22 protein-coding genes and 3 pseudogenes are annotated in these 26,242 nt (G+C 67.7%); 7 read left to right on the top strand and 18 right to left on the bottom strand.

The window, feature by feature from the left end:
- The coding region (locus tag B0T44_RS28730; RefSeq protein WP_425436890.1) for a PHP domain-containing protein at window positions 1-148 on the bottom strand (148 nt) is incomplete at its 3' end.
- Window positions 149-336: 188 nt separating this feature from the next.
- Here B0T44_RS28730 and B0T44_RS19320 point away from each other — a divergent pair.
- Entirely contained in the window at window positions 337-789 is a 453-nt protein-coding gene (locus tag B0T44_RS19320; protein ID WP_077121560.1) for a hypothetical protein, read from the top strand.
- Window positions 790-973: 184 nt separating this feature from the next.
- Here B0T44_RS19320 and B0T44_RS19315 read toward each other — a convergent pair whose 3' ends face one another.
- Entirely contained in the window at window positions 974-1,438 is a 465-nt protein-coding gene (locus tag B0T44_RS19315; protein ID WP_077121558.1) for a VOC family protein, read from the bottom strand.
- Window positions 1,439-1,617: 179 nt separating this feature from the next.
- Entirely contained in the window at window positions 1,618-2,559 is a 942-nt protein-coding gene (locus tag B0T44_RS19310; protein ID WP_081512343.1) for a hypothetical protein, read from the bottom strand.
- Between the two features lie 113 nt (window positions 2,560-2,672).
- On the opposite strand from B0T44_RS19310, the gene lspA reads away from it, so the two are divergent.
- The 3 genes from lspA to B0T44_RS19295 are packed head-to-tail and all read left to right on the top strand — an operon-like array spanning window position 2,673 to window position 4,991.
- Window positions 2,673-3,386, top strand: coding sequence for a signal peptidase II (gene lspA / locus B0T44_RS19305; RefSeq protein WP_081512336.1), 714 nt, complete (start codon window positions 2,673-2,675; stop codon window positions 3,384-3,386).
- Window positions 3,383-4,309, top strand: a complete 927-nt coding sequence (locus B0T44_RS19300) for an RluA family pseudouridine synthase (protein ID WP_077121556.1) — start codon at window positions 3,383-3,385, stop codon at window positions 4,307-4,309. Before lspA ends, B0T44_RS19300 begins: the two co-directional genes overlap by 4 nt.
- Complete coding sequence (locus B0T44_RS19295; protein ID WP_077121554.1) at window positions 4,302-4,991, top strand: hypothetical protein; 690 nt, start codon at window positions 4,302-4,304, stop codon at window positions 4,989-4,991. Before B0T44_RS19300 ends, B0T44_RS19295 begins: the two co-directional genes overlap by 8 nt.
- Before the next feature lie 17 nt (window positions 4,992-5,008).
- Here the strand turns inward: B0T44_RS19295 and B0T44_RS19290 are convergent, their stop codons facing one another.
- Both B0T44_RS19290 and B0T44_RS19285 read right to left on the bottom strand, forming a co-directional pair.
- Entirely contained in the window at window positions 5,009-5,824 is an 816-nt protein-coding gene (locus B0T44_RS19290) for a PhzF family phenazine biosynthesis protein (RefSeq protein WP_077121552.1), read from the bottom strand.
- Between the two features lie 87 nt (window positions 5,825-5,911).
- Window positions 5,912-8,350, bottom strand: coding sequence for a cation-translocating P-type ATPase (locus tag B0T44_RS19285; RefSeq protein ID WP_077121550.1), 2,439 nt, complete (start codon window positions 8,348-8,350; stop codon window positions 5,912-5,914).
- A 35-nt stretch (window positions 8,351-8,385) separates the two neighbouring features.
- Here B0T44_RS19285 and rarD point away from each other — a divergent pair, with 35 nt between their 5' ends.
- Both rarD and B0T44_RS19275 read left to right on the top strand, forming a co-directional pair.
- Window positions 8,386-9,315, top strand: a complete 930-nt coding sequence (rarD, locus tag B0T44_RS19280) for an EamA family transporter RarD (RefSeq protein WP_077121548.1) — start codon at window positions 8,386-8,388, stop codon at window positions 9,313-9,315.
- Window positions 9,316-9,335: 20 nt separating this feature from the next.
- Window positions 9,336-9,461: pseudogene (locus tag B0T44_RS19275) on the top strand (type II toxin-antitoxin system Phd/YefM family antitoxin); the annotation flags it as partial.
- 19 nt (window positions 9,462-9,480) lie between these two features.
- On the opposite strand, the gene B0T44_RS19270 reads toward B0T44_RS19275, so the two are convergent.
- From B0T44_RS19270 to B0T44_RS28595, 4 genes and pseudogenes are all read right to left on the bottom strand, one after another.
- Window positions 9,481-12,768 carry an arabinosyltransferase domain-containing protein gene (locus B0T44_RS19270; RefSeq protein ID WP_245839690.1) on the bottom strand — a complete coding sequence of 1,096 codons (3,288 nt, stop codon included), beginning with the start codon at window positions 12,766-12,768 and terminating at the stop codon, window positions 9,481-9,483.
- A 156-nt stretch (window positions 12,769-12,924) separates the two neighbouring features.
- Window positions 12,925-13,512 (bottom strand): WKL family lipoprotein, encoded by a 588-nt coding sequence (locus B0T44_RS19265; protein WP_483869948.1) that lies wholly within the window; start codon window positions 13,510-13,512, stop codon window positions 12,925-12,927.
- A gap of 26 nt (window positions 13,513-13,538) precedes the next feature.
- Window positions 13,539-13,724 (bottom strand): annotated as a pseudogene (locus B0T44_RS28600) (DNA polymerase IV); the annotation flags it as partial.
- Window positions 13,725-14,123: 399 nt separating this feature from the next.
- Window positions 14,124-15,371 (bottom strand): annotated as a pseudogene (locus B0T44_RS28595) (DNA polymerase IV); the annotation flags it as partial.
- A 601-nt stretch (window positions 15,372-15,972) separates the two neighbouring features.
- Between B0T44_RS28595 and B0T44_RS19255 the strand changes: the two are divergent.
- The gene (locus B0T44_RS19255) at window positions 15,973-16,848 is read left to right on the top strand and encodes a UTP--glucose-1-phosphate uridylyltransferase (protein ID WP_077121544.1); all 876 of its coding nucleotides are present in this window, start codon (window positions 15,973-15,975) and stop codon (window positions 16,846-16,848) included.
- A gap of 10 nt (window positions 16,849-16,858) precedes the next feature.
- Here the strand turns inward: B0T44_RS19255 and B0T44_RS19250 are convergent, their stop codons facing one another.
- The 9 genes from B0T44_RS19250 to pgeF all read right to left on the bottom strand — a co-directional run bounded on the left by B0T44_RS19250 (window position 16,859) and on the right by pgeF (window position 26,232).
- The gene (locus B0T44_RS19250; protein ID WP_438269032.1) at window positions 16,859-17,380 is read right to left on the bottom strand and encodes an NlpC/P60 family protein; all 522 of its coding nucleotides are present in this window, start codon (window positions 17,378-17,380) and stop codon (window positions 16,859-16,861) included.
- A 365-nt stretch (window positions 17,381-17,745) separates the two neighbouring features.
- Window positions 17,746-18,780, bottom strand: coding sequence for a hypothetical protein (locus B0T44_RS19245; RefSeq protein WP_139348019.1), 1,035 nt, complete (start codon window positions 18,778-18,780; stop codon window positions 17,746-17,748).
- A gap of 59 nt (window positions 18,781-18,839) precedes the next feature.
- On the bottom strand, window positions 18,840-21,983 hold the full coding sequence (gene ileS, locus B0T44_RS19240; RefSeq protein WP_077121540.1) for an isoleucine--tRNA ligase: 3,144 nt from the start codon (window positions 21,981-21,983) through the stop codon (window positions 18,840-18,842).
- 285 nt (window positions 21,984-22,268) lie between these two features.
- Window positions 22,269-22,466 carry a hypothetical protein gene (locus B0T44_RS19235; RefSeq protein WP_077121538.1) on the bottom strand — a complete coding sequence of 66 codons (198 nt, stop codon included), beginning with the start codon at window positions 22,464-22,466 and terminating at the stop codon, window positions 22,269-22,271.
- Window positions 22,467-22,529: 63 nt separating this feature from the next.
- Entirely contained in the window at window positions 22,530-23,378 is an 849-nt protein-coding gene (gene wag31 / locus B0T44_RS19230) for a DivIVA-like cell division protein Wag31 (RefSeq protein ID WP_077121536.1), read from the bottom strand.
- Window positions 23,379-23,447: 69 nt separating this feature from the next.
- Window positions 23,448-23,750: a YggT family protein gene (locus tag B0T44_RS19225; protein WP_077121534.1), complete on the bottom strand. Its 303-nt coding sequence runs from the start codon at window positions 23,748-23,750 to the stop codon at window positions 23,448-23,450.
- Window positions 23,751-23,839: 89 nt separating this feature from the next.
- Window positions 23,840-24,649, bottom strand: a complete 810-nt coding sequence (locus B0T44_RS19220) for a cell division protein SepF (RefSeq protein ID WP_077121532.1) — start codon at window positions 24,647-24,649, stop codon at window positions 23,840-23,842.
- 102 nt (window positions 24,650-24,751) lie between these two features.
- Complete coding sequence (locus B0T44_RS19215) at window positions 24,752-25,507, bottom strand: YggS family pyridoxal phosphate-dependent enzyme (RefSeq protein ID WP_077121530.1); 756 nt, start codon at window positions 25,505-25,507, stop codon at window positions 24,752-24,754.
- Entirely contained in the window at window positions 25,504-26,232 is a 729-nt protein-coding gene (pgeF, locus tag B0T44_RS19210; RefSeq protein ID WP_175648146.1) for a peptidoglycan editing factor PgeF, read from the bottom strand. Before pgeF ends, B0T44_RS19215 begins: the two co-directional genes overlap by 4 nt.
- Between the last annotated feature and the right edge of the window lie 10 nt (window positions 26,233-26,242).

Genomic DNA, 26,242 nt, shown 5'->3' with positions numbered 1-26,242 from the left:
ACATGTTCCCGTGGTCGGTCATCCCGACCGCCTGCATCCCCAACCGCTCCGCCTCCGCGAACAACGGCGAGATCTTGGCCGCACCATCGAGCATCGAATACTCGGTGTGGTTGTGCAGATGAACGAACGATCCGGACGAGGCGGCCAAGACGGTCCTTCCTCCCAAAGGTCTCGACGGGGGTTGGTGCTGCGATTCTAGGCTCAGGCGCCGACAACGACGGCCCTCGCTCGGGGATGTCTCAGCTCGGCGGCGTGTCGGGTGGGCCGGGTCCCGCGAGACAGGGGCGGCCCGCAGCATGCTGGCAGGCATCAACCCCACGACCTCGAGGTGAGGCGATGACATCATCGAAGATCTCGCTCGTCCTGCCCGCCGGAGCCGCCGTCGCAGCCGCTGCGCTCACTGCTACCGCCGCGCCTGCCGCCGCGGCAGCCGATGGGGGTGAGTTCGCCACGGTGTATGCACTAGCGCACGGCACCTGTATCGCACAGGTTCAGCCGTCGGTACAAGGGGACGCCTATCCGGAGCATGCGCTGTTCACGCTGTCCACGATCATGTTCGGGACCAGGCAGTGCACGCTGCCGGTAACACTGACCTGGCGCAATCTCGACACCGGGCAGACGGGGTCGATCACCCGTACCGCATACGGGCCGGGTCATTGGGTGAACGACGGGCGGTCGTCGGTGTTCCGCCCGGGAATCGGCCGATTCGTGGCCACGGTCCTCGTCGGCGCATCACATACGCCGGAACCGGGAACGGTCGAGTTCACGGTCAGCAAATACACGGGCTGAACGACGACTGGTCGGCCAACGGCCCTGCGCAGCCTGTGTCAGAAGCACGCCCGCGGGGCGATACTTCCTACTCCGGCGGACCCGAACCGGTTCGGGTCCGCCACCCTCGGGTATTCCATATGAGAACCGGACCCGGTCCGTGAGGGGGATCGGGTCCGGTTGCGCAGGCCTGCGGGGGAGCGGTTCAGCCCCCGGACATCTCCGCCATCCGCCGTTGCATTTCCTCGGGTTCGATGTCTTCGACATGGGTGGCGACCGTCCACTGGTGCCCCCAGGGATCGATGAAGGAACCGGTGCGATCGCCGTAGAACTGGGTTTCCGGCGCGGTGAGCTGGGTAGCGCCCGCGGCGAGCGCGGCAGAGAACGCCGCATCCACATCGGGGACGTAGACGTACAGGTTGACCGGGGTGCCGCCGACGGCCTTCGGATCGCGGAAGCCGATATCGGGGGCGGGGTCGCCGAGCATGAGCACGGAATTGCCGACCAATAGCTCGCAATGCATGATCGTGCCGTTCGGACCGGGCATGCGCATGCGTTCGGTGGCGCCGAAAACGTTCTTGTAGAACTCGATCGCATCGGCCGCGCCGTCGATCGCGAGTCCCGCGGAAATAGACGGATAGCCCTCGGGAACAGGGGAGACATCAGACATCACAAGACCTCCTGGTCTCGATCGGTTACCGGGCGTACCTCCACATTCGCTCCGGCCATGCGCTTTGATGTGTACCTTCTGCCTTCGCACGGCCTACCCATCTACCGCCTCGCGTCCCGGCCGTGCGTTTCGAGCCTACCTCCGCATTCACTCCGGCCAGGCGTTTTGACAGCGCGGGTTCATTCTCCCCAGCTCACCTTGGTGCCGATGGTCTGGCGCAGCATGGTCTCGGTGCGCGGGTCGCGGTAGTGCTGATGCCCGCCCAGCGCGATCGAACCCGACACCGGCAGTGGCAGCCCGAGGTCGACCGTGATGCGGCCGGTACCCTGCATGGCGTAGTCCTCGATATCGAGGGTGCCGGATTGGTTGGGCAGATCCCAGGTCGACGATTTCGGCATCTGGGTAACATCGAGCTGGATGCTGAGCCGGTCGCCGTCGCGTTCGGTCAAGGTCGCCGTGGTCACCTGATCGAGCGTGACGCCGCCGCCTACTTCCTGGCGCACCGTCCACACCGCACCCACGCCGACCGGTTCGTCCGGGAACATGATCGAGCGGTAGACGGCCTGATAGAACGCCTGCTCCAGGGCTGCCCGGGCGGAGTTCGAAGTGTCGGGGGCCGGGGCCAGCCGCAGCGCGGTGATGGCGCCGAGTTCGCTCATCTGGAAACCGGCGTGCGAGCCGTCGGCGGCGGTCAGCGCCTCCGACAGTGCGGGATCGGGAGTGGTCACCGTGCCGAGGGTGAGTTCGACGCCGTCGATATCGGCACGCGCGGTCATCGGGATGGTCAGGGCAGGGGTGGAGAAATCACGCACCGGTTGGTCGTCGATCTGCTGCTGAATGCTGTGATCGGTGCGTAACGTCACCTCCTGGGCGGTGCCTTCGGTGTATGAGGGGCGCAGCAGCGACCGGGGTTCGGCGCCCGGCGTCACCACTGTCGCGACCGCGGCCGCGATCGGCACGGTCACCTCACTGCCGATGCCGAGCGGTTCGGCGCCGTCGACCTCACCGCTGGTTTCGCCGCGATCTGCGCAGCCGACGCCGAACGCGGACAACCCGACCGCGAACACCATGAGCAGGACCCCCGAGCGGGTGATCCGGGGCACAGGGGGAGAAGACAACACCGTCACGAGCAACAGGGTACGACCGCTTCCTGAGCACAGGCTCAGACATCGAATGCGGGCGGCGGCAGCAGGCCGGAGGAGACCGCGGCAACGGGCCGATCTCTGCTCGAGAGATGATGGTCGGCGTGAGTGACGACCGGCCGCCGCCCGAGCAGACCGCCGCCGACCAGCCCGCGGCCCCACGTTCCCCACAGCGGTTGCGGCTGCTGCTGATCATCGCGGCAGTACTGTTCGGGCTGGATCTGCTCACCAAGACGATCGCGGTCGCCCGGCTCACTCCGGGTGAGCCGGTTTCGATCATCGGTGACGTGGTGCGGCTCACGCTGGTGCGCAACCCCGGTGCGGCTTTTTCCATGGCCACCGGTATGACCTGGCTGCTGACGTTGATCGCGGCGGCGGTGGTGATCGGGGTGCTGCGGATCGGGCGGACGCTGCGTTCGCTGTGGTGGACGATCGGGCTCGGCATGGTGCTCGGCGGCGCTTTCGGCAACCTGATGGACCGGTTGTTCCGGTCCCCGGGGCCGCTGCAGGGGCATGTGGTCGATTTCGTCTCGGTCGGCTGGTGGCCGGTGTTCAACGTGGCGGATTCGTCGATCGTGTGCGGGGCGATCCTGCTGGTGGTGCTGACGGTGTTCGGTTTCGAACCCGACGGCACCCGGGCCGGGCGCAACGACAGCGAAACCCGCGACGAGAGCGCAGCCGCCGCCGATACCGGTTCCGGTAGCACCGGCCCCGCCGACATCACCGACAACGATGGCAACAACAGCACCGGGAACGGCACCGACCGGCCGACCGGGCACGACACCGGCAAGGAGAGCGCCGCTTGAGAGAGACCAGGACCATGCCCGTCCCGGACGGGCTGGACGGAATGCGGGTGGATACCGGCCTGTCCCGGCTGCTCGGGCTGTCGCGGACCGCGGTGGCCGCGCTGGCCGAGGAGGGTTCGGTACAGCTCGACGGCGTTGCCGCCGGTAAATCCGACCGGCTGACCGCGGGCGCCTGGCTGGAAGTGGTCTTCCCGGAACCGAAACGCGAGCTCACCATCGAAGCCGAACCGGTGGAAGGGATGAAAATCCTGTACGCCGACGACGATATCGTCGCCGTCGACAAACCGGTGGGGGTCGCCGCGCACACCGGTGTCGGCTGGACCGGGCCGACGGTGGTCGGCGGGCTGGCCGCCGCCGGGTATCGGATCTCGACGTCGGGGGCGCACGAACGGCAGGGCATCGTGCACCGCCTCGACGTGGGCACCTCCGGGGTGATGGTGGTCGCCCAGTCCGAGCACGCGTACACAATGCTCAAACGCGCGTTCAAACAGCGCACCGTCGACAAGCGGTACCACGCGCTGGTGCAAGGCCACCCGGACCCCAGCAGCGGCACCATCGACGCTCCCATCGGCCGCGCCCGGGGCAACGAATGGAAGTTCGCGGTCACCGCCGACGGCCGCCCCAGCATCACCCACTACGACACCGTCGAGGCGTTCCAGGCGGCGAGCCTGCTCGATATCCACCTCGAAACCGGCCGCACCCACCAGATCCGGGTGCATTTCTCTGCGATCCGCCACCCCTGCTGCGGTGACCTCACCTATGGGGCGGACCCGCGCCTCGCCGAACGGCTCGGTTTGACCCGGCAGTGGCTGCACGCGCGGTCGCTGGGGTTCCAGCATCCTGCCGACGGCCGCTATCTGGAGATCACCAGCGAATACCCGGCCGACCTGACGCACGCACTGGACGTCCTGCGCGATGCCTGATTCGCGCCGCCCGGGGCTGCGCGCCGTCGGGGCCGGGGCGGTAGCCGTCGCGCTGGCGGTGCTCATCGTGCTGTTGGGGGTATTGCATCCGCCGCGCCGTGACGGCGTGTTCACCGACCGGCTCGGACCCCACAACGGTGAGCTCGTCGCCGACTACCTCGCCCGCGCTGCGGAGTCACTGATCGGCGCCGACACCAGCGAGCATTGGGCACTGGTGTCGTTCACCGAATACCTGCCCGCGTCCGCGCTGCCGCACTACCGGCGCGAGATGCGGATCGGGCAGGTGTTGTATCAGCCGCCGGTCCCCCGCGTGTCGACGCCGCTGGTGGCCGTGCCGGTGCCCGACAGCGATACCGCGCTGCTGCGCTCGTCCGCCGACGCGGCCGGGCAACTATGGGATCGGCTACAACACAGCTCCGGCACAAGCACCGGCGAACGTAGCCGCCGGGTGCTGGAGTTGTCGGCGGAGCGGCTGCGGGCGGACTGCGCCTGCGTGACCGGGCTGGTCGTGCGGGCGACGCCGAGCGAGCTGCGGGACCTCGCCGAACGCCCCGAGGTGCGGGCGGTGCAGGCGCTGCCCGCCGACGCGGTCGCGGGCCGTTTCGCGGTGGTGCCGCTGCGACCGGACACCACCGATACCGTCACCCCTGTCCCCGACGACGGCCCGGTCCCGGGCCGCTGACGCCGCTATCGGTGTCGCTACGGCAAGGTGACGACCCCGTCGAGGTATCGCCTGCACCGTCCCGTCAACAACACCCGGTCGTCCACCAGGTGCCCGCGCAGCATCCCACCTCGACGCGACAGCTGGCGGGCCGTGAGCGCGGTGCGGCCGAGAGCAGAGCTCCACAGCGGAATCAGTTGCGCGTAGACGGAACCGCTCACCGGGTCTTCTGGGATCCCGATCGCGGGCGCGAACACCCGGGAGACGAAATCGACATCCACTCCGGCAGCGGTGACGATCACGGCGCGCGGCAGCAGGGGGAAGTCGTCGAGCGCCGGCCGCACCTCACGCACCTCCTGCTCGCTGCCGACGACGACCACCGCGTCGGTGCCGGTATAGGCGCGTATCGGGCGCACACCGAGCGCCGCGATCAACTGCGGGTCGGGGTCGGTCGGCGCTGCGGGGACCGCGGGGAGGTCCAGCACATATTCGTCGTCGTCGGTGCGGTCCACCCGCAACCAACCGCTGCGCGTGAAGAAGCCGACCCGGTCGTCGCCGGGCTGTATATCGGTGAGGATCTGCGCGGCCGCGGCGAGGGTCGCGTGACTGCACAGCTCGGCCTCCACTTCCGGGGTGAAACAGCGCAGGTGGTAGGCGGGCCACTCCCCCGGCGGCACACCGGCTCCAGGCGGGAGATGTGCGGTGTAGAAGGCGGTTTCGGTGAGGTTGTTCTCCTCGGCCAGATGTTGCAACATCGCATCGGGTAACCAGGCGGGCAGCGGCATCACCGCCGCCGGGTTACCGGAGAACGGTGCGTCGGCGAACGCGTCGATCTGGTGCAACAGAACCTCCATGGCACCAGAAGGTACTCGCACGCCGAATGCACGCCCCGCACAAGGCTTCTGGCGGCGCGGCGGGTCGTACGTCCGATCGGTCGCAGCTCAGGCCCGGGCGCCGGGAGCGGCCGGGATCAGGGTGCGTTCCTCCCCGCGCAGCGCCGCGCCGATCCACCAGGCCGCCTCCACCAGCGCGATCCCGACCGCGCCGCACACCAGGGCCGCCGTGGTGAGCGCGGGATTCGACGGATCCAAGGCGAAGAACTCCTGGGTGAAAGGCACCGTGAACAGGAACAGGTAGGCCGCCACCGACACGCTCAGCAGCAGCACCTTCCACCAGGTGTACGGGCGGGCGACGATGGCGAGCACCCACACCGCGATCATGATGAGCGTGATCAACGCCGTGGTCCCGGCCTGCATTTTCTGCTGCTCGCTGGCCTCCGGGCCCGCGTAGGCGATCAGATACGCCACGAAGGTGGCGAGCCCGATCACCACGCCCGACGGGATGGCCAAGCGCATGACCCGGCCGACGAAACCGCTGCGGGCACGTTCGTTGTTGGGGGCCAGCGACAGGATGAACGCCGGGATGCCGATGGTGAACCAGGCCGCGATCGTCACATGCCGCGGCAGGAACGGGTATCCGATCGGTTCGTAGCCGAAGATCTGCGAACCCACCCCGGCCGCCCCGACCAGGAACGCCAGCAACACCGAGTACACGGTTTTGGTGAGGAACAGGTTCGAGACCCGCTCGATATTGCCGATGACCCGGCGGCCCTCCCCCACCACGTACGGCAGCGTGGCGAACTTGTTGTCCAGCAGCACGATCTGCGCCACCGCGCGAGTGGCCGGGCTGCCCGAACCCATTGCCACCCCGATATCGGCGTCCTTGAGTGCCAGCACGTCGTTCACCCCGTCGCCGGTCATCGCGACCGTGTGCCCGCGCGACTGCAGTGCACCGACCACGGCGCGTTTCTGGTCGGGACGCACTCGCCCGAAGGTGCTGTTGCGTTCCAGCTCCTCGGCCAGCTCGTCGCGGTCCTCCGGCAGTTTCCGCGCGTCTACCGGATGGTCGCCGCCGGGCAGCCCCAGCGTCGCCGCCACCGCACCCACCGATACCGCGTTGTCGCCGGAGATCACCTTGATCGCCACGTCCTGGCTCGCGAAATAGTCCAGGGTGTCGCGGGCGTCGGGGCGTATTTTCTGCTCCAGCACCACCAGCGCGACCGGGGTGACCGTGCCCGGTGCGTCGTCGGCGTCCACACTGCGGTCCGCGCGCGCCAGCAGCAGCACGCGCAGCCCGGACGCGCCGAGTTCTTCGGCGGTGTCGGCGTCGGCGGAATCGGAGCCGAGCAGGACATCGGGCGCGCCGAGCAGCCAGTTGCCGTGGCCGGCGTAGGACAGGCCGCTCCATTTCTTCGCCGACGAGAACGGCGCGACGGCGGTATGCTGCCAGCCGGGCCGCTCGGGCAGCGCCTCGGCGATGGCTTGCACGCTCGCGTTCGGGCGCGGATCGTCGCCCGCCATCGCAGCCAACGCCCGGCGCGCCTCGGTGTCGTCCACCCCGATCTCGGCAGCGGCGGCGAGCATCCGGAGCTCGGCCAACCGCATCCCGGTCTCGGTGAGTGTCCCGGTTTTGTCCGCGCACACCACGTCCACCCTGGCCAGGCCTTCGATCGCGGGCAGCTCCTGCACCAGGCATTTGCGGGCACCCAATCGGACCACGCCCACCGCGAACGCGATCGAGGTCATCAGCACCAGTCCTTCTGGCACCATCGGCACCAGTGCCGCCACCATGCCGGTGACCGCGGGCCGCCACGTTTCTCCGCTGGAGAACAGCTGGTTGTAGATGCTGAGGGCGCCTGCGGGGATCAGCAGGAAGGTGATGACCTTCAAAATCGTGTTGATACCGCTGCGCAGCTCGGAATTCACCAGCGTGAACTTGCTGGCCTCCTCGGCCAGTTTGGCAGCGTAGGCGTCGCGGCCGACCTTGGTTGCGCGATAGGCGCCGGAACCGGCAACCACATAGCTGCCGGACAGCACCTGGGCGCCTGTTTCCTTGTGCACCGGGTCGGCTTCCCCGGTGAGCAGCGATTCGTCGACCTCGAGCAGTTCGGATTCGGCGACAACGCCGTCGACCACGATCTGATCGCCCGGCCCGAGTTCGATCAGATCGTCGAGGACCACGTCCTTGGGCGGAATCTGTGCGGCGCGGCCGTCACGGCGCACGGTCGGGCGGGCCTGACCGACGATGGCCAGCCGGTCCAGGGTCCGTTTGGCCCGGACCTCCTGGATGATGCCGACCGCGCTGTTGGCCACGATGAGCAGGCCGAACATCCCGTCGATGAGCGAACCGGTGGCCAGCACCAGCACGAAAAGCACACCGAGAATCGCATTGATCCGGGTGAAGACATTGGCGCGGACGATGTCGCGTACCGAACGGCTCGCCCGGTCGGGGACGTCGTTGGTGAGACCGTCGCGGCGACGCTGCGCCACCTCGGTGGCGGTGAGGCCGGTGGCGCGCGCGGCCTGGACGGTAATCGGCATGACCGCAAGCCTAGGCGAGAAGTACCGTCGGACGAATGCGGCGAAGCGGTTCGGTACCCGGGGTGACTTTCGGCGTCGGAGCATACGCGAGCTGGGGTTTGTTCCCCGCATTCTTCGGGTTGCTCGCGTTCGCACCCGCCACCGAGGTGCTGGCGCAGCGGATCCTGTGGACACTGGTCGTGGTGCTGATCGTGCTCGCCGTGACCCGGCGGCTGCCGGATATGGCGCGGATCTCACGCAAAACCTGGGGTTACGCGGCGGTGGCGTCGGCCGCGATCGCCGTGAACTGGGGTGTGTACGTGTACGGGGTCACCTCGGGGCAGGTGGTGCAGTGCGCGCTCGGCTATTTCATCAACCCGCTGGTGACGGTCGCGTTCGGCGTGGTGATCTTCCGGGAGCGGCTGGCGAAGGCGCAGTGGGCGGCGCTGGGACTCGGTGCGGCGGCCGTGCTCGTGCTGACGGTCGACTACGGAAGCCCGCCGTATATCGCGCTCATCCTGGCCTGCTCCTTCGCCACCTACGGTCTGGTGAAGAAGGTGATCCCGCTGGACGCGCTGCGCAGTATCGCCGCGGAAGGCGTGGTCGCCGCGCCCGCCGCGCTGGCCTTCGCGATCTGGCTCGCCGCCTCCGGAACCGCCACATTCGGCGAGGGAGCTGCCCACACCGCCCTGATGATCGCCACCGGGCCGGTCACCCTGGTCCCGCTGCTGTTGTTCGCCGTCGCCGCGCACCGCGTCCCACTGTCGACCATGGGCATCCTGCAATATCTCACCCCCGCAATGCAGCTGTTCTGGGGTGTGGCCATCGCCCACGAACCGATGCCCGCCTCCCGTTGGATCGGTTTCGCCCTCATCTGGGCCGCGCTCGTCGTCTTCACCGCCCACGCCCTGCTCGCGCGCCGCGCCCGCACACGGGTAGACGGTAGCGCCCGTGACTCGGAGCCCAGCCCACAGCTACAGTCGTAGCAAAAAGCTACGGTTGTAGCATGGCCGCACTTCCTGCCCGCGATTTACGCAACCACACAGCCGAGGTACTGCGCCGAGTCGAGGCGGGCGAAGAAATCGAGATCCTGAAAGACAATCGTCCGGTCGCCAAGATCATCCCCTGCCGCGCACCCGCCGCGGCCGCACTCAGTACGAGGTGATGATGTGACCCGGCGACCAAGTGCCCGAGCGCCGCATCTCTTCGACCGCGACTCGCGCAGGCTCGGCGTCCGGGTCGAGCGGGATGTACTGCTCGATCGAACCCCAGTCGCGATCCCAGTCCTGATCCAAATAGGCGGGCAGGGTGCGTGCGGTGAACAGCAACTGAATCCAGCCGAGGGGGCCGCCGCCGTCGTGGGCTTGCCACATCGTGGTGATGGCCGCGCCGCCTCGGTCGGGCAGGATCCGGTATTGCGGCAGTTCGGAAACCCCGTAGCGGGTGGGCAGGTGGTTCTGGCATGGGAAGTTCAGGCCGACCGACCAATCCAGCAGCACTGGTGTCTGTGAGCCCACCAGCTCGTTCAGCGTCACCGTCTGCGGTACCCGCGGCGGGGTGACGGCGAGCCACTGGTCGATACCGAGATCTTTGTCCTCGGCGACCAGGCGCACCACATCGGCGTCACCGGGCAACTGGTCCAGCGGCACCCGTAGATTGCGCCAGACCGGTGCGGGGCCGATATCCAGCGGGAGGATACGACCCCGCGGCACGACGCTGCCGTCGGGCTGGGCGGTGCCGTACTCGAGCTCGAGCCGCTGGCCCGGGCGTTCGACCCCGTCGGCGTCGACGGAACGAATCCGGCCCGCGACCGCGATAGCGACAATGTCGCCGCGGCTGCCGTCGACCATACCGGGTAGCTGGTACCAGCCGGTGGTCAGCGCGGCCGGAACCTGCTCGGCCGGGCTGTAGGTGCCCAGCACCGGAGTGTTCGCCGGGTCGAGTCCGAACGGCAACGGGACGCTGCTGCCGTTCACACCGCTACCGTGCGAGGTGTCGGAGACCGAGCCCGCCGACTTCGCGGCATCGCGGATCTCGTCGGGATCGTTGGACACGGTATTGGCCCGGCCGGTGCTGGTTTCGACCTCCTCGGAGACCAGCACCGGAGCGACGCCGTTCGGTGTGAAACCGGCCGATTCGGTACCTGCCAGCGCGGCAGCGGTATCGCTGGACAGCGGGCGCAGCATGGAGGCGTTCGGATTCGGCTCGACGAGCACATCGTCGGCGAGCCCGCAGCCGCCGGAGAAGGTCGCGGCCAGATTCGATTTCGCCAGCGAGTACGCCGGATACTGGGCGACCGCGGCCTTGGCGAACGACGCCACCTCGAACACCACCATCGCGGCCGCGACGATCACCAGCACCGGTATCCGGGCGAAACGTCCGGCCACCGAGTCCCGTAGCGGCTCGGTACCGGGCCGGATGTGGAACCAGGCCGCCACGGCCAGCGCCAGCACCGTCAGCCCGACCAGGAACGTCGAGAACCCGAAGCCCGCGACCGACGGCGGCTTGTCCCACCAGGGGATGCCCCACGACGACACGTACCAGTAGCCGTTGGCGGCGACGAAACTCATGGCCAGAGTGAAGAACACCGCGGCCGCGAACAGCGCCCGGTTGCGCACCGGCCGCATGACCTGCGCGCTCACCGCGACAGCGGTCAGCGCCGCGACACAGGTAGCCAAGCCGGCGAACACGCCGAACTGGTGGTTCCACTTCGTGGGCGCGAACATCATCAGCACCATGGCACCGAAGGTGATGCCGATGATGCGCCGCGACGGCCCGGCCGTCGTGCCGGGGAGGTGCCCGCCCCGGCGCAGCATGGTGACCACGCAGACCAGCAGGCACAGGAACATGAGGAATACACCGAAGCGCCGGGTCAACCAGCCGTCACCGCTGGGCTGGATCAAGTACTGGTAGCGCAGGTATTCGAAGAACCAGGATTCGCCGGGACCGATCCGGTCGTGTACGTACAACATTTCGGTGAACGCAGCGAACGTCCGGTCGGCGAAGACGACGACCAGCACCACGACGCCCACGGCCAGCAACGGCAGCAACTGCGCCAGGTATCCGATGGTCGCGGCGCGGCGCACGATAACGGCGGTCACAGCGCGCGCACCCGCGATCAGCGCGGCGACACAGATCACCCCGGACGGCGCGGCTGTCAACGTCATCGCGGCAATGAGGATCGCCAGCGCAGCGGGCAGCAACCGCCGGGTGGCGATGGCCCGCTCGACCGAGACCCAGGTGAGGATCACGCCGGTCGCCACGACGAATTCCGCACGCAGGCCGTTGTTGTAGGGCAGCCAGAACGCCAGGAACACCAGTGCGGCGGTCCATACCGCGAGCTTGCTGCCGCGGACTGCGGCACCGAGCCGCGGCAGCACCTCTCGGCTGATCACCCACCAGCAGACCAGCGCGGACAACAACACCGGCAGCCGCACCCACGGACTGGCGGTCGACACATTCGTCATCCAGCCGAGCACATCGGTGTAGGGCGTGTAGAACGGCGCTTCATCGACGGAGAACCAGCGATAGTAGTTCGACATGTAGCCCGAACTCTGGGCGCCTCGCGCCATGCCGAGGATGTAGCCGTCGTCGGAAGTGTTTGCGCCGATGAAATGCCATACCAGCAGCGTCGCGAAGACCACCCAGTCGACCGGCTTCAGCCGCCACCAGCGCGACGGCAGGAACCGCCGGGAGGAACGCCCGTCGGTGCGGTCCAGCCGATGCAACGCCACCAGCGACACCAGGGTGGCCAGCACGCACACCGCCATGACGGCGAGTTTGAGCGGGGTGGGTGATGTGGAGAAGCGTGAGTCGACCTGCACATCGACGCGCATACCGTTGGGCGCGGCGCCGGACAGATCGCTGAACACACCGACCACCTGCGGGCGCATATCACGCTCGACGACGGCACCGGCGGGTCCGGCGCCGGTCACCGATACCATGGTCTCCGCCGCGGAGACGTCGATCGCCAGCGCGCAGTCCTGGCCACGGACCTCGCCCAACGGCGCCGACCACAGCAGCGTGTTTCGTGAAACGACGTCGACTCGCCCCGGGCGTTCCGGAGTATCGGCGACGACCTTGACGACGAAGCCGTAGCGCTCCATATCCGCCGACTGGTGTGGGATGGTCGAGACCACGACCCCGCCGGATACGGCCAGCTGCGAGACCGCGGAGCAGGGGATCTCGGCGGTCAAGCCGATGGGCGCGTAGGACAACAGCGGGGCCTGGATACTGCGGTCAGCGGCGTCCTGCGGCCAGCTGACGGTAGCCGCTTCCATACGCACCGGCAGGAACGGGACGGCGAGGGCACACAGCGCGCCGATGAGTGCGGCGATGATCGCGACCGGCCGGGCGTAACCGCCTCGGCCGGAGGGCGTCGGGTCGGCTTCGGTTGTCTCCCCGGGCCGCTCGCCTGCCCGCACCAGCGTGTCAGTCACGGAGCCAGATACTAGCGGGGCGCCTCGGGGCGTAACCCCGCGCACCGAGGCGGACGGAGGTGCTCGACGAGCCAGGAGCTCGCGGCGCGGACGACGAAACGACCGGTGCCCGGGGCCGACACCGGTCGTTTCCTATCGCTCAGGCGATGACGCGAGTCAGGATGCGGCGCAGGCGGGCGACTGCATCTGGGCCTGGGCCAGCAGGCCGCACGCCCAGGTCTGCTCGACCTTCCACTTGCCGTCTTCGGCGACGAACGGCACGTCGACGATGTTCTCCTGGTCGCCGATCACGAACCGGGCCTTGGCGTTGAGGGTGTCGCCGAAGGAGTTCACCTCGGTGACCTCGATGGTGGCGCCCGACTGCTTGTAGGCCTGCGACAGCTGGCTGGGCAGATTGGGATCGGCCTCGGCGCCCTGCACCATGTCCAGCTTCTCCTCGTTCGGCACGGCCGGATCGAGCGCACGCTGCAGCTGAGCGTTCAGATCGGCAGGTGTCGGCACCGGCGGCAGCTCGGCCTGAGCGTTCGCGGTCGTGGTCGCCTGCTGGCTGGTCGACTTGTCGGACTTGGTGTCGGAGTCCGAGTCATCGCTGCCACACGCGGTCATGGTCAGCGCGGCCACGGCGGCCAGGCCGGCGATCGCGATACGTCCGGTCTTGCGAAGCTTCAACTGCTCGTCCTTTGCGTTCGAGGGGTCGGTGTGTCGTGCACTGCGGCAGCCCCACCGAAACCGGCGACGCTGCACGGGGTACCAAGGCTACCCGGCGACTTTCAGCGCAGGCTGTCGAGCGGGTCGGCCCGGGCCAGTTCGGAATCGTCGGCAGCGAACGTACGCGCCGGACCCGGTCCTGTCGAGCGGGTCTCGAACCGCACCGTCACCACCCCGTACCCGGCCCCCTGGACCCACCCGTGCCCGTACTCGGTGTGCCGGACGTCGGTACCCGGCCGCCAGTCCACCTGTGCGGGCTCTCCTCCCCGCCCCACGGCTTCCCCCGCGTCCCGGACGGCGGCGCGTCCAGCGCTCATGGCATCGGGCCGTGTGAATGTTCCGAGGTTCGGACCATCGTTCCTTCCGGTACGCCTGATTGCGACGTCCTCGGGAACCGCGGCGTTGCCACCGATGTCCTCACCATCCCTCGCAAACGATGCACGGCCCCGAGGTCCCTGGACGCGACCTGCCGCCTGTCCCGGCTCACCTACCTCGCTCGCCGCCGCACCGTCACTCGAGCCTTGCCCGGCGATCGGCTCCTGGTGGCTGCTATCGGAGCTGCGTATCGACCACCCGGCACCGCCGTCGCCATGGCGCGCAACAGTGTCCGCGACAGAATTTCCGGCTGTTCCCCTCGGCACCGGGTCGGGTGCGCGCCCGCCGGTCCGATTCGTAGAGTTCGCGGCGCCGCCTCTACCACTGCCTGCTGTGGGTTGTGCCCCGGCTTCGGGCGTATCCGCTGCCCGGTCCGGCGATCGCACCGATCGACCCGTGCGGTCCGCCGCGTCACCGAGGTCGTCCCGGAAGGTGGACGCACTCTCATCATCGGCTCCCGCGCCACCGGCTGGGCCTGCCATGGCCAACTCGGGGAACAGCGATTCCTGCCGCACCGTGGACAAACCTGTATAACCGACGCCGACCAGTCGGATCGGCCCCAGCTGTTCCGGGTCCATGGCGCAGCGTTGGGCGGCAGCGGTGAGAGCCGCGAGGTCCTCGGTGGCGTACGGCAGAGTGGTGGAGCGGGTCACGATGCTCATATCGGAGCGTTTGAGTTTGAGCACGACCGTGCGGGCGGCCCGGCCGTCCCGGCTCAGGCGGCGGTGCGCGGCCGCGGCCATCTGCTCGATGGCGGGGCGCAGCTGGGCCATCGTCACCAGATCGTGTTCATAGGTGGTCTCGGCGCTGATCTGTTTGGCTTCGGCGCGTTCGGTGACCGGCCGGTCGTCGATACCGCGGGCCAGCCGGTGCAGTACCGCGCCGATACTGCCACCGAGGATGGATACCGCTTCGGTTTCGGGCAGCGCGGCGAACGCGCCGACGGTGTCGATACCGAGTGAGCGCAACCTGCTCTCGGCCACCGGGCCGATCCCCCAGAGCTTGCGCACCGGCAGGGCGGACAGCAGCGCATGCTGTTCGCCCGGCGAGACGACCCGCACACCGTCCGGTTTCGCCAGCCCGGAGGCGATTTTCGCGAGCTGTTTCCCGGTGCCTGCGCCGACCGACGCGACGAGCCCGGTGCTTGCGCGCACGTCCGCCCGCAGCTGCTCACAGAATGCCCGGACCCGCTCGGTGCTCGCCCCAGCCAGCTCCGCGGGCTCGCCGAACGCCTCGTCGAAAGACAGCGTCTCCAGAACCGGGATCCGGGCGCGCAACGTCTGGAAGACCTGCGTGCTCAACTCCCCGTACACCGTCCCGCGCGGCGGCACCACCACGGCGGACATCCCGACCAGCCGCCGCGCCTGATGCATCGGCATCGCCGACCGCGCCCCGAACACCCGCGCCTCGTAACTCGCCCCCGCCACGACACCCCGCCCACCGGTCCCACCGACGAGCACAGGACGTCCCCGCAGCGTCGGCCGGGTCAGCTGCTCACAGGAGGCGAAGAACGCGTCCATATCGATATGCAGCACCCAGCGGCGGGAAGTTTCTTCGTACTCCGGCTCCGTCCCGCCGATGACCCAGGCTGCGCCGGAGGCCGGATGCTGATCGCTCACCATCGGGTCGCCCGGTGTTTCCTGCCCCGGTGCACGCTCGCCGCAGTCGGTTGGCCCCCCGTACGGTGTGCATCCATCCCAGCGGTGACCCGAACGGTCCCGGCGGGCATGGAACCGTACCCGCGCCCTCGGCCGCCCGACCCGGTGCCCACCGGGTGCGGGACTCCCGGACATCGATGCCCATATCGCCCCACCTGGGGGCCGTCTCCTTGCGGTCGGGCCAGGACGCAGCTCGCCGGATCGGTGTCCACGAGCGCAGAATCTACGCCCGCCCACCGACATCTCACGGCAGCCGTACCACCACGTCGCCCCGTCCGCGGGACCGCTGCGCCTACTCGTCGCTATCCGGTTGCTCCAGGGTTTCCACCGGTTACCGCGGCTACGGCGACAACCGTGCCCCGTATCTGCCCTGACACCCCATCCCGGGAACCGCTCGGGGTGGATACTTCCGCCGCGCCGGGACAGGCGGTCGACCCGGCGGCAGATATGTGATGATCGGATAATGATGATCCGCAAGGCCGTGATCCCCGCCGCCGGTATCGGCTCCCGCCTGCTTCCGCTGACCAAGGCCATCCCCAAGGAGATGCTTCCGGTCGGCGACAAGCCGGTGATCGAGCACACCGTGCGTGAGTTGGTCGCTTCCGGGATCACCGATATCACCATCGTGGTCAGCGGCGGCAAATCGCTCATCCAGGACCATTTCCGCCCCAATCCGGCGCTGGTAGCGCAGCTGCGCTCCGACGGGAAGACCGCCTACGCCGACGCGGTGGAGGAGGTCGGTGAGCTGTCGCGCCTCGGCCACATCACCTATCTGGACCAGCACGGCCCGTACGGTAACGGCACTCCGGTGCTGAACGCGGCTCGCGCGCTCGGCGACGAGCCCATGTTGGTGCTGTGGCCCGACGATGTGTTCGTCGCCGAGGTGCCGCGCGCCCAGCAGCTCATCACCGCCTACGAAACCACCGGCTGCCCGGTGCTGGCGCTGATGCCGATGGATCCCAGCGAATCGCAGCGCTACGGCGTCCCGCTGGTGCACGAGGACCTCGACAACGGCCTGCTGCGCATTTCGGGTCTGATGGAGAAGCCGAAACCGGAGGATGCGCCATCGGCGTACGCCGCGATCGGCGGCTACGTTGTCACCCCCGGCATCATCGAGGAGCTGCGGGTGCAGACCGAGCGCTGGTACACCCACCGCACCGGCGAGGTGTACCTCACCGACGCGATCAACGCATTCGCCGAGAATCACGCGGTGTACGGCCAGGTCATCCAGGGACGCTGGTACGACACCGGCAACCCGGCCGATTATCTTGTCGCGCAGTTCGCTTCGGCGCTCGCCCACCCCGATTACGGCCCGCGGCTGCGCCAGCTGGTCGACTGAGCGGGGCCGTTCAGAAGCGGCGGATGCTGTAGATGGTGAACTCGTCCAGCGGCGTGAACCCGACCGGCACACCGCGCCCGTAGGCGTTGAAGACCTCGCCGAACCCGGCGTAGATGCCGACATGCGAGGCATCGGAGTTCAATATCACCACATCCCCCGGCGACAACGCGTATCGCGGTACGGGAGTGCCCGCCTTGGCCTGTTCCCAGGTGGTGCGCGGCAACCGGACGCCGACCTGCCGGAAGGCCCACTGCACCAGCGCCGAGCAATCCCACGAGTTCGGCCCCATGCCGCCCCATTCGTAGGGTTTTCCGAGCTGGGTGAACGCGGCCGCCAAGGCACCGAGCCCGGTGCTGCTCGGCAGTGGCAGCGCAGCCGATCCGCTGGAGCTCCCTGACCCGGAACCGGACGCCGAACCGGAGCCCGATCCGGATCCGGAACCCGACCCACTGCCCGTATCGGCCCATGCCGGTGCAACGAGTGTGGATACGGCGAACGCGCTGAGAAGAACACCGAAAGCTGCTCGGCGCAATCGTGTTGCGATCACGTGCTCACCCTTCTGCAGGCCTGGTTGCAGGCCGCCGTCCGGCAGCCTGGCTAACATGCAGCATCGACCGTGTCGTGGGAGTCGATACCGCAGACCACAGCACGTGCGCCGGGCATAGTGCGGCCCAACGCAACGTATTTCAGGTAGAACATCCGTACCGATGACAACTGCTACAACAGCAGAGCGTTTCTGCCCCAGCAGTAACACCGCTGATTGTGCCGCGCACCCCTGACACTTGCCATCTTTTCAGCAAACTTCCAGCGTGTGATTTACATCACTCTTATTGCTGTCGGGCCAGTGTTCCAGGGAACAGAGAGCAACCGGTCAGGCCCGCACGTCACCGACCGGCGTCACTGAGTCTGGCCGACGATATCGTTCAGGATCTTGAGCACCGTGTCCTTGGTGTGCGGCGGCGACTCCGCGTACACCCCCACCTGCCACCTCAACTCCCCACCGGAACGGTCTGCCACATACCGGCTCAGGTCGACGCCGTACAGGCCGCGCTGATTGGACAGATCCTCCACATACACCGTGCGGTCGTCGAAAATGGTGGCGCGCTCCGGCTCGTCCAGCCATTCGGCGTCGTACCGGTCCCGCACAGCGTCATCACAGCCGTCGGGGCATTCTCGGAGCATCACGTTGACCCGCTGCTTCGCGGCCGGGTTGCCCTCATCGATGCACGACCAGGCCTGCGCGTCGGGAATCGCCTCGATCGAACCGCGCATGCACCCCCAACTGCCGCCCGCGCGAAAGGCGAAGGGCCAACCTTGAAACGCCATCACATAGACGTCGTCCGAGTCCTGCCAGACCGGGCCGAGCACCGAAACCGGGGCCACGTCACGCAACTGCGGATCCGCCGAGGAGGGACCGCCGGGTGCGGTGGTCGTCGGGACAGCCGTGGTGGACGTGACCTGCGATGTCGTTGCCGACCCTGACACCGATGCTGCAGTGGCCTTGTCGTCACCGGAACTGCGCAGGGCGACGAGACCGATAACACCTGCCAACGCCAGCACCACCACCACGACGAGTGCGGCGATCAGCGGCCCCGAACTCTTGTTCGGTCCCCCCGGTCCGGAACCCGTCGCATGCTCCAGCGGCGGCACTTCCCACGGGCCCGAAACCGGCTGCTGCTGATGTCCTGCACCGGGAACCTGCGGGTGCGGATAGCCGGCGCCGGAGACCGGCTGCTGCGGGAAGCCGGCGCCGGAAACAGGCTGAGGCGGAAAACCAGCCCCCGGGACCGGATTTTGGGCGTACCCGGGACCGGGCGCTGGTGCATCCCGCTGCGTCACCGCATCCGGCGGAGTCCCCCATGCCGCCGGATGCGGTGACGGCTGACCCTCCGGCGCCGACTTCCACCATTCATGAGGATCATTCGAGCCCATGGCAACTCAGCCTAGCGTGCCCGGGTATCCGGTCATATCGGGCGATTCACCATCCCGGTTCAGCCCGCCTTGGCCACCGCGACCCGAACACCACCGACGACCTTGGCCGCGTCCGCACCCGGATCACCGAATTCCAGCTCGGTCGCCAGGATTTCGCCCGCGATCAGGTCACGGTGCGCATGCGCCCACGCCCGCCGCTCGGCGGGCACGTCCAGGACTACGGCGATGCGGTCGGAGATATCGAGACCGAGCGATTTGCGGGTCTCCTGCAGATCGCGGATCAGATCGCGCGCCCAGCCCTCGGCCTCCAGTTCCTCGGTGACCACCGAATTCAGCACGACCAGGCCGGCATTGCCGGGCAGGGCCGCGGTGGATTCGGGTTCGGCAGCGACCAGACGCTGGGTGTACTCCTCGGGCAGCAGTTCCACCCCGGCCGCGGTGACCACACCGTCGGCGGTCTCCGACCACTCTCCTGCCTTGACCGCCTTGATCACCGCCTGCACGGTCTTCCCGAGCCGGGGGCCTGCCGCGCGCGCGTTGACGACCAGCTCGAACCGGCCGTGAGCGGCGACATCGGTGGTCAGATCGACCTTCTTGACGTTGACCTCGTCGGCGATGATGTCGGCGTAGGGGCGCAGCCGCTCGGCGTCGCCTGCGGCAATGGTGACCTCGGCCAGCGGTAGCCGCACCCGCAGGTTCTGCGCCTTGCGCAGGCTCAGCACAGTCGAGCACACCGTCCGCGCTTCGTCCATCGCCGCGACCAGCTCCGCATCGTGCGGCAGCTCGTCGGCGGCTGGCCAATCGGCCAGATGCACCGAACGCCCGCCGGTCAGGCCGCGCCAGATCACCTCGGTGATCAGCGGCAGCAGTGGCGCGGCCAGCCGAGTGACCACCTCGAGTACCGTGTGCAGGGTGTCCACGGCATCACGGTCTTCGTCCCAGAACCGCGAACGCGACCGGCGCACATACCAATTGGTCAGTGCGTCGGCGAAGGCGCGCAGTTCCTCGCAGGCACCGGCGATATCGTAGTCCTCCAGCGCAGCGGTGATCGTCTCCCTGGTCTGCGCCAGCTTGGCCAGGATGTAGCGATCGAGCACATGCGGCGAATCGGTGCGCCACACACCGGGTTGTGCGGCGTAGAGCTGCAGGAACGTCCACGCGTTCCACAGCGGGCGCAACGCATGACCCACCCCTTCGCGGATACCGCGTTCGGTGACGATGAGGTTGCCGCCGCGCAGCACCGGCGAACTCATCAGGAACCAGCGCATCGCATCCGAGCCGTCTCGGTCGAACACCTCGTTCACATCCGGGTAGTTGCCCTTGGACTTGCTCATCTTCAGCCCGTCTTCGCCGAGCACGATCCCGTGCGCGACTACGGTTTTGAAGGCGTTGCTGTCGAACAGGGCGGTCGCGAGCACGTGCAGGGTGTAGAACCAGCCTCGGGTCTGGCCGTTGTACTCGACGATGAAATCGCCGGGGAAGTGCGAGTCGAACCAGTCCTTGTTCTCGAACGGGTAGTGCACCTGGGCATACGGCATGGACCCGGACTCGAACCAGCAGTCGAGCACCTCCGGCACCCGGCGCATGGTCGACTTACCCGTCGGGTCGTCCGGGTTGGGCCGGGTCAGCTCGTCGATCATCGGCCGGTGCAGGTCGGGCGGGCGCACCCCGAAGTCACGTTCGAGTTCATCGAGCGAACCATAGACATCGATCCGTGGGTAGGCCGGGTCATCGGAGACCCACACCGGGATCGGGCTGCCCCAGTAGCGGTTGCGGCTGATGTTCCAGTCGCGCGCGCCCTCCAGCCATTTGCCGAACTGGCCGTCGCGGATGTGTTCGGGCACCCAGGTGATCTGCTTGTTCAGCTCGACCATCCGGTCACGGAACTGGGTGACCGCAACGAACCAGGACGGTACCGCCATGTAGATCAGCGGTTGTCCCGACCGCCAGCTGTGCGGGTAGGAATGCTCGATGGTCTCGTGCCGCAGCACCTTGCCCGCGGCCTTGAGGTCGGAGATGATCACCGGGTTGGCGTCGAACACCATCAGGCCCTCGTACGGGGGAACCATCGAGGTGAACTTGCCGCCAGGGTCCAGCGGCTGCACCAGTTCGATGCCGTTGGCGCCGGCGACCTCCATATCCTCCTCACCGAACGCGGGTGCCAGGTGCACGATGCCGGTACCGGAGTCGGTGGTGACGTAGTCGGCCGACAGCACCCGATGCGCACGCGGGTGACCGAGGAAGAAATCGAACGGCGGGGTGTAGTCCAGATCCACCAGCGCCGCGCCATCGTATTCGCCCAGCACCTGCGGGTCCTCCCCGAACTCGCGCGCGTAGTGGGCGACTCGTTCGGCGGCCAGCACGTAGCGTTTGCCGTCGGCCCCACGCAGGTGCACATAGCGCACGTCCGGATGCACGGCCACAGCGAGGTTCGACGGCAGCGTCCACGGCGTGGTGGTCCAGATCAGCGCGTTGGCGCCGTCGAGTTCGTGCAGCGGATGCTCGGCCGGGACCCGCAGCACCATATCCACAGTGACCGCCGGGTCCTGACGCATCTTGTACGCGTCGTCGAGCCGGGTCTCCTGATTGGACAGCGGTGTCTGCTCATACCAGCTGTAGGGCAGTACCCGGAAACCTTGGTAGATCAGGCCCTTGTCGTAGAGCGACTTGAACGCCCACATCACCGACTCCATGAAGTCGAGATCAAGCGTCTTGTAGTCGTTGTCGAAGTCGACCCACCGCGCCTGCCGGGTCACATAGTCACGCCATTCCCCGGTATACCGAAGCACCGACGTTTTACACGCGGCGTTGAATTCCGCGAGTCCCATGGCATCGATCTGTGATTTGTCCGTGATACCGAGCTGCTTTTCCGCTTCGATTTCCGCGGGCAAACCATGGCAGTCCCAACCGAAACGGCGATCGACCCGCTTACCGCGCATCGTCTGAAAACGCGGAATCAGATCCTTCACATAGCCGGTGAGTAAATGACCATAATGCGGCAGACCGTTGGCAAACGGCGGGCCATCGTAGAAGACGAACTCGCCGGCGGCCGATGCGGACGCGCTGCGGTGCTCGATGCTGGCGCGGAAGGTGTCGTCGGCAGCCCAAGCGTCGAGCACACTGCGCTCCAGCTCGGGGAAGGATGCACCGGCCGCGCCGAGACGGACGCGGGGGTATGCGCTGCTGCTTGGGGTGTCCGCCATCGCGGATACGCCTCCTCGTGCCTGCGCGCCGTGGCGCGGATGGATTCCGGCACGGGGACGATTTCAGCGCTCGGTGCGCTGATACCGCGGTACCACCCCGCTTGCCCATCGGTCAGGACCAGCCGCCGACGGACCTCTCGTTACGAGCTGTGACGGGCTCACCCGTTCGGTTCTACTGAGCGCGGCCACGCCCGGCGCCGCGCCGTTCTTCCGAAGACTCCCCGGTGATAGCCGGATCATCGCCGTATGCATGTTTGATTCTACCCAGAACGGTCAAACCCATTGTCAGCGCTTGGCGTGCCTGCCCTGCTGCGGGATCTCGTCATCCGGCCTGCGTATCGACAATGCACTCACCAGCAACAGGACAGCACCTATCACGCACACCACGATGCAGCCCCACGCCCAGATCACGGAGCCGGTGGTCAGCGCCGCCACGAGCAGCGCAAAGCCGAGCGCGGCAAAAACCAGCGTCAAGACGAGCATGATGACCCCCAGGGGATGCCAGGTGGCCGGTGTACGCCTCCGGTCTCAGGCTATTTGCTCAGGTTACTTGCCGCCCTTGGCGAACGAGGGTGCGAGTGCGGCATTCGCTCCGGTGTCGAACGCCTCGCCGCTGTCGACCGGGACAGCCGAACCACGGTTCTCCAACTCCTCGAGCTGCGATTCCAGATAGGACTTCAACCGTACCCGGTATTCGCGTTCGAAAGTCTTGAGTTGCTCGATCCGGCTCTCCAGCACATTGCGCTGCTGGTTGATGGTGGCCATGATCTCGGTGTGTTTGCGTTCGGCATCGGCCTGCAGGGCGTCGGCCTTCTCCTTGGCCTGGCGCAGCTGGGTGTCCGAGCGGGTCTGCGCGTCCGACAGCATCGCATCCGACTTCTGGCGGGCGTCGGCGATCATCGCTTCCGAGCGGGTCCGCGCGTCACCGACCAGGCGCTCGGAATTGGCCCTGGCATTCGACAGCAAACTCTCGGCTTCCGATTTCGCATCGCTGGTGAGCCGGTCGGCCATCTCCTGGGCGAGGCTGAGCACTTTGGCGGCCTGCAGATTCGCATCGGCGCTCGCGTCCGGTGACGACGGAACGGCGGGCACCGGGGGCATCGGCGCAGGTGGTGTCGGTGCCGGGGGTTTGATCGGCTCCGGTGGGGGTGCCTGCTGTACCGGCTGTTTCACGGCACTCGGGCCGACCGGGCCACGATTCTTCTTGGCGTCGGCCAACTCGGCGTCGAGCTCGGCGACCCGCTGGCGCAGGTCTGCGTTCTCCTCGATCAGACGGGAAAGCTCCTGCTCCACGAGATCCAGGAAGGCGTCGACCTCGTCCTCGTTGTAGCCGCGCTTCCCGATCGGCGGTTTGCTGAACGCGACGTTGTGCACATCGGCTGGGGTCAGCGGCATGGAAGGATCCCTTCGCGCGTCATGTGGAGATCTAGCAGATCTGGCGAGCTGTCTACTGGGCCCATTCTGTCACACCGGAGCTACCGGCTGCCCGAGCCTGTCCACAATCGACATCAGGATGAAGACGATGAATAGCAGGACCATAATCGACAGATCGAGCCGAATTCCGCCCAGTGATACCGGTGGAATCAACCGCCGCAACAGCTTTACCGGAGGGTCGGTGATCGTGAAGATCACCTCCAGGACGACGGCCACGGGCCCGCTGGGACGCCAGTCACGCGCGAAGCTTCGAATGAACTCCACGATCACCCGGCTGATCAGCAACAGCCAGAAGATGAACAGCACGAGGTACAGCACCGCGAACAAGGCCACGACCTCACTCTGCCGCAAAATCGGCGCGGCGCAAAATGGCCGCGCCGACCGATACGGTTCGCGTCTTGGTCACCCCCCGGCCCCGATCCTTATTTCTGGTTGTAGAACCCGGTCTCTGCGATCCGGCGGCGCTCCTCGGCCGAAACGTCCACATCAGCCGGTGAGAGCAGGAACACTTTGGTCGCTACCTTGTCGAACGAGCCACGCAACGCGAATGCCAGCCCCGCGGCGAAGTCGACGAGCCGCTTGGCGTCGGCATTGCTCAGATCGACCAGATCCATGATCACCGGGTTGCCCTCACGGAAGCGTTCGCCGATGATCGCAGCCTCGCTGTAATCGCGCGGGCGCAGCGTCGTGATCTTGGACAAGGGACCTCCGTCCTCGAAGATCGCGGGACGGCGTGCGGTGACCGGGTCGGGACGCATCCGCTCCTCCAGTCGCCGCTCCTCGGCCTCGGGATCGACAGCCAGCGCACCCCGGGTAGCGCCGCGCAGCATGGATGCGCCGCCTGCCCTGATGCGACTGGAAGCGGCCGAGTCGATCCGGGTGGGCCGCCGGGGACCTTCGTAACGGTCGTCGGCGTAGGCATCACCCGGGTAGTCGTCCCGGCGAGCGGCCGGGTAGCCGGGCTGGTAGGCCGGCTTGTATCCGGGCTCACGGTACTCCGGGGGCTCGTAGCGATCGTCGGTGTAACGGTCGTCAGCGTAGCGGTCGACGCCGTAGTCCGCCCGATCGGCGTAGTCCCGCGCGGGATAGTCGCGGGAGGAGTAGTCACGGGGCCTGCGCGTGCCACGCTCGTCCACGCCACGAGGGGTGCGGTGGTCGTCGACGTAGTCGTCTTCGTAATCCTCGAGCGGAACCATGCCGAAGTACGCCTTGAACTTGTGCAGCGTGCTCATTGGTCGACCTTCCTTCGGCCCCGGTGACGGCCGGGTGTTGAAGTCTTGCTCAGCCCTCTCGGTCCCAGCATATGTGTCAAAAGTGACTGATGAGGTTTTTTGCTACCTCGAGGTTATCGGTCGGGTGCCCATCACCGCCGTACCGACACGCACACAGGTAGACCCATGTACGATGGCCGTTTCAAGATCATCCGACATGCCCGCGGAGAGCTCGACGGCACCCGGATGTTCGGTACGCAACCGGTCGTGCGCGGCGGCCAAGCCGGCGAACGCCGCGGCCGGGTCGGCGTCCAGCGGCGGGATGGCCATCAGACCCGCAGGCACCAGCGCTTGCGAGCGCGCCAGATGATCCGCCAGCTCGGAAACCGCACCGAAGGCAATACCGCCGCGGCTCGGATCGTCGTCGAGGCTGACCTGAATCAGCACCCGCAGCGGGGTATCCCGCTCGCCCGCGTCTTGCGCGGCCACCGTCGCCGCGTCCAGCGCATCGGCCAGGCGGATGCTGTCCACCGAGTGCACGGTATGCGCCCAGCGCGCCACCTGACGGGCCTTGTTGCGTTGCAGACGGCCGATCATATGCCAGCCGATACCCAGGAGGCCCGGTAACGCCGCCACTTTCGCCGCGGCTTCCTGCGGCCTGGATTCGCCGAACTCGCGGCGGCCCAGCCGGTACAGGATCGCGATATCGTCGGCGGGAAAGAACTTCGTCACCGGAAGCAGCCGCACCGTCGCCGGGTCCCGGCCCGCGGCCGCGCACGCCGCATCGATACGGGCCAGTAAACGGGTGAGGTTGCTTTCGAGCTCCGCGGCGCGGTCCGCGGCCGGCGTAGTGCGGTATCCGGTATCGATATCGTTCATCGCGCCGCCTGCATCCAGATGACGCCGCCGAGCCGCCCGGTCGGCGCACCACGGCGGTGACTGAACAGAGCCGTGTCTTCGATGGTGCAGCGGGGGTCGATCGCGATCGCGCCGACCCCGGCTTCGGTGAGCTGACGGCGGATTCCGGCCCGCAGGTCCAGACCCGGTGTACCGCGCACCGTGGTGGTTGCGCTGCCGGGCAGGTGTCGTTCGACGTCGGCGCGCATCTCGGCGGGCACCTCGTACTGTCTTCCGCTGGCGGCAGGGCCGAGCAGCGCACCGATACGCTCCGGGCGCGCGCCCAGCGACATCATGGCCTCTAGCACGCGCGGCACGATGCCGATCCGGGCGCCGACCCGTCCGGCGTGCACGGCGGCGATCACACCGGCTGCGTCGTCGGAGAGCAGTATCGGTACACAGTCGGCGGTCAGTACCACCAGTGCCAGTTCAGGCGTCGTGGTGACCAGCGCGTCGGTGGCGGGAACCGGTTCCGGCCGCGGCCCGTCGACGATGTGGACGGTGCGCCCGTGGATCTGTTCCATCCACACCAGCCGCTGCGGCGCCACGCCGATGGTCTCGGCCAGCCGTTCGCGATTACGCTGCACGGCCGCCGGGTCGTCGCCGACGTGGTCGCCCAGATTGAACGAGTCGTAGGGCGGGGCGGAGAACCCGCCGGCCCGGGTGGTGAAAACCCGCCGAACGGTGAGAACCGGTGCCATTGTCATAACACCGAGC

Origin of the sequence: Nocardia donostiensis, from assembly GCF_002081715.1 — a bacterium.
GTDB classification, from domain to species: Bacteria; Actinomycetota; Actinomycetes; order Mycobacteriales; family Mycobacteriaceae; genus Nocardia; species Nocardia donostiensis.
The sequence above is the reverse complement of the archived record's forward strand: the minus strand, read 5'-3'. Positions and strand labels throughout refer to the sequence as shown.

Bases quoted from the DNA above. Each gene is read 5' to 3' on its own strand.
- B0T44_RS19320 (WP_077121560.1), top strand. From the start codon at position 337: ATGACATCATCGAAGATCTCGCTCGTCCTGCCCGCCGGAGCCGCCGTC.
- B0T44_RS19315 (WP_077121558.1), bottom strand. From the start codon at position 1,438: ATGTCTGATGTCTCCCCTGTTCCCGAGGGCTATCCGTCTATTTCCGCG.
- lspA (WP_081512336.1), top strand. From the start codon at position 2,673: ATGATGGTCGGCGTGAGTGACGACCGGCCGCCGCCCGAGCAGACCGCC.
- B0T44_RS19295 (WP_077121554.1), top strand. From the start codon at position 4,302: ATGCCTGATTCGCGCCGCCCGGGGCTGCGCGCCGTCGGGGCCGGGGCG.
- B0T44_RS19290 (WP_077121552.1), bottom strand. From the start codon at position 5,824: ATGGAGGTTCTGTTGCACCAGATCGACGCGTTCGCCGACGCACCGTTC.
- B0T44_RS19285 (WP_077121550.1), bottom strand. From the start codon at position 8,350: ATGCCGATTACCGTCCAGGCCGCGCGCGCCACCGGCCTCACCGCCACC.
- rarD (WP_077121548.1), top strand. From the start codon at position 8,386: ATGCGGCGAAGCGGTTCGGTACCCGGGGTGACTTTCGGCGTCGGAGCA.
- B0T44_RS19255 (WP_077121544.1), top strand. From the start codon at position 15,973: ATGATGATCCGCAAGGCCGTGATCCCCGCCGCCGGTATCGGCTCCCGC.
- B0T44_RS19245 (WP_139348019.1), bottom strand. From the start codon at position 18,780: ATGGGCTCGAATGATCCTCATGAATGGTGGAAGTCGGCGCCGGAGGGT.
- ileS (WP_077121540.1), bottom strand. From the start codon at position 21,983: ATGGCGGACACCCCAAGCAGCAGCGCATACCCCCGCGTCCGTCTCGGC.
- B0T44_RS19235 (WP_077121538.1), bottom strand. From the start codon at position 22,466: ATGCTCGTCTTGACGCTGGTTTTTGCCGCGCTCGGCTTTGCGCTGCTC.
- wag31 (WP_077121536.1), bottom strand. From the start codon at position 23,378: ATGCCGCTGACCCCAGCCGATGTGCACAACGTCGCGTTCAGCAAACCG.
- B0T44_RS19220 (WP_077121532.1), bottom strand. From the start codon at position 24,649: ATGAGCACGCTGCACAAGTTCAAGGCGTACTTCGGCATGGTTCCGCTC.
- B0T44_RS19215 (WP_077121530.1), bottom strand. From the start codon at position 25,507: ATGAACGATATCGATACCGGATACCGCACTACGCCGGCCGCGGACCGC.
- pgeF (WP_175648146.1), bottom strand. From the start codon at position 26,232: ATGACAATGGCACCGGTTCTCACCGTTCGGCGGGTTTTCACCACCCGG.